This is a genomic window from Mesorhizobium sp. M7A.F.Ca.ET.027.03.2.1 (genome assembly GCF_003999175.1).
In the GTDB taxonomy this organism is placed as follows: domain Bacteria; phylum Pseudomonadota; class Alphaproteobacteria; order Rhizobiales; family Rhizobiaceae; genus Mesorhizobium.
In genome coordinates this window covers 1-2,039 of record NZ_RZOM01001096.1, presented here as the reverse complement: position 1 = coordinate 2,039, position 2,039 = coordinate 1, and the positions used below count along the sequence as shown (strand labels likewise).

The 2,039-nt window shown below is 64.2% G+C and carries 2 protein-coding genes; one reads left to right on the top strand and one right to left on the bottom strand.

Translation table 11 applies throughout. From position 1 onward, the window contains the following. Window positions 1–65 precede the first annotated feature (65 nt). Complete coding sequence (locus tag EN750_RS31610) at window positions 66–1,256, bottom strand: NAD(P)/FAD-dependent oxidoreductase (RefSeq protein WP_127399047.1); 1,191 nt, start codon at window positions 1,254–1,256, stop codon at window positions 66–68. 352 nt (window positions 1,257–1,608) lie between these two features. Here EN750_RS31610 and EN750_RS31605 point away from each other — a divergent pair. Beyond that, on the top strand, window positions 1,609–2,039 hold a 431-nt coding region (locus EN750_RS31605; RefSeq protein WP_127399046.1), incomplete at its 3' end, for a phosphatidylglycerol lysyltransferase domain-containing protein.

Below are 2,039 nucleotides of genomic sequence, written 5' to 3'. Positions count from 1 at the left end.
ATGCCGGCCTGGTGGAAGAGGACATGCTGATGGAAGCCGTCGGTTTCCGGCGGCTGGAACCGAAATCAGCGTGATGCGCTGGATTGGTGCGAGGCCGACCCTGCAATTCGTTTGGCGATCGCCTTGGCCAGGATGCCGGCATTGGCGAAGCAGCCGCGAATGCTTGGCCGCATGCCGGTGAACCACAGACCGGGCAATTTTGGATCGGCTTCGCCACCGTTGAAGAGCGGAACGCCCTTGGCGTCGAGCACGCCGAGCTTGCCGATCATGGGCTCCAGCCCGGTGCGGTAGCCTGTCGCGGCAATGACGACATCGGGATGGATCAGGCTGCCATTGGCCAGGATCACGCCATCGCGGGTGAATTCCCGTATGCCCGGCACGACGGTGATCTTGCCGGCCTTGATGGCGCCGACGGCGCCGTCGTCGGCGGCGATCGCGGTGTAATCCGAGCTCAGGCGGCTGGCGCCGCCCGCAGGCGCGGGCGGCAGACCGAATTTGGTCAGGTCGCCGAAAACCAGCCGCTGCGTTGCCGCCATCACCGCATCGGCGAGCCGCAACGGCAAGCGCGCCATGATCGGCGAAAGCCGGTGCACGGCGATCTTGCAGATGCGCTTGGGCAGCAGGGCGGGACCGTTGCGGGCCGACAGCCAGATGGCGGCCGTGTCTATGCCGGCCAGATGATTGAGCGCATCGAAGCCCGAATTGCCGGCGCCGACGACCAGCACTTTTTGGCCCGCATAGGCTTGCGCGTCACCGAAATCCGCCGAATGGATGATGCGCCCGACGAAATCCTTCATGCCTTTCCATTCGGGGGTGAACGGCTGCCTGTCGCGGCCGGTGGCGATGACGACATTGCGGGCCAAGCGCGGTCCGGCGCTGGTGCGCAATGCCCAGTGATCGCCCTTGAAGGTGATCTCTTCGACCGCGACGCCAAACTGCACCGGCAGCCGGTTCTCCTTCTGGAAATCGTTCATGTGGCGGATGACGACCATTCTTTGCGGAAAGGCGGGCGTGCCAGGGGGAAAGGCGAGACCAGGCAGCGAAGAAAGATCGCGATGGGTGTTGAGATGCAATTGCTGGTGGCGCCGGTGCCAGGGCTCGGCCAGCCGGCTTTCCTTTTCCAGGATCGCCGTCGGCACGCCGGCGTTCATCAAGGCATGCGCGGCGGCCAGCCCGGCAGCACCGGCGCCGACGACGATTGCCGGCTCGACCGTGGCCGGCAGATCCGCAACCGATCTGATTGTCGTATCAGTCATTCACTCGAATCCCATTGGACGTCCCGCCGTAAGGCTCGCAGGACGCTGTAACCGTTTGATCGCGCGCAGGATCCCCTGCAGCAAACCGCGGCCGAATTTCGAGCGATGCGATTTAGCGCCACACGCCGGGCCGCGGTTGCGCTCTATATGGCATATGCGCGATATCAACGGTAATCAGGTCGCGGCAATGTGATTGATTCGAGGCCTTGGGTGGCTGGCGGGTCTCGGTTATCCCCCACGCGCATGCCCGAAATCGAGTCCGATTTTCGAGTCATGCGCAGAATCAAAGTGTTACAGCACCTTGGCGCGTCCTGGACGGCCGGCGCTGTAGGCGGCACGCGGAATCTCGACCATGCCCTCCTTGCGGTTCTATTTCGACAAGATCCTTGAGGCCGCCGCGCCCGAGGTCGAGCGGCAGGCGCTGACCCATATCGAACGCCTGGCACTGGTGCGCCGCTATGGCGACTTCTCGCTCGCCTATTCCACCGCCGTGCAAGGCAAGCTTTCCTATTTCGGCGATGCCGACGGCTACATCGCCTTCGGTACCAAGATGAAGCACCATTTCGCGCTCGGCGACCCGGTGGCGGCTCCGGTGCGTCGGGCCGATTACATCAAGCGTTTCGTCGAGACCGCCGGCAGCCCATGGTTCGTGCAGGTCGGCGAGGACACCGCACGCGTGCTGGCCGGCCTTGGCTACAAGGTCAACCGCCTCGGCATCGACCCCCGCCTCGCCCTGCCCGAGCATGATTTTTCCGGGAAGCGCAACGAGACCGTGCGCTACTC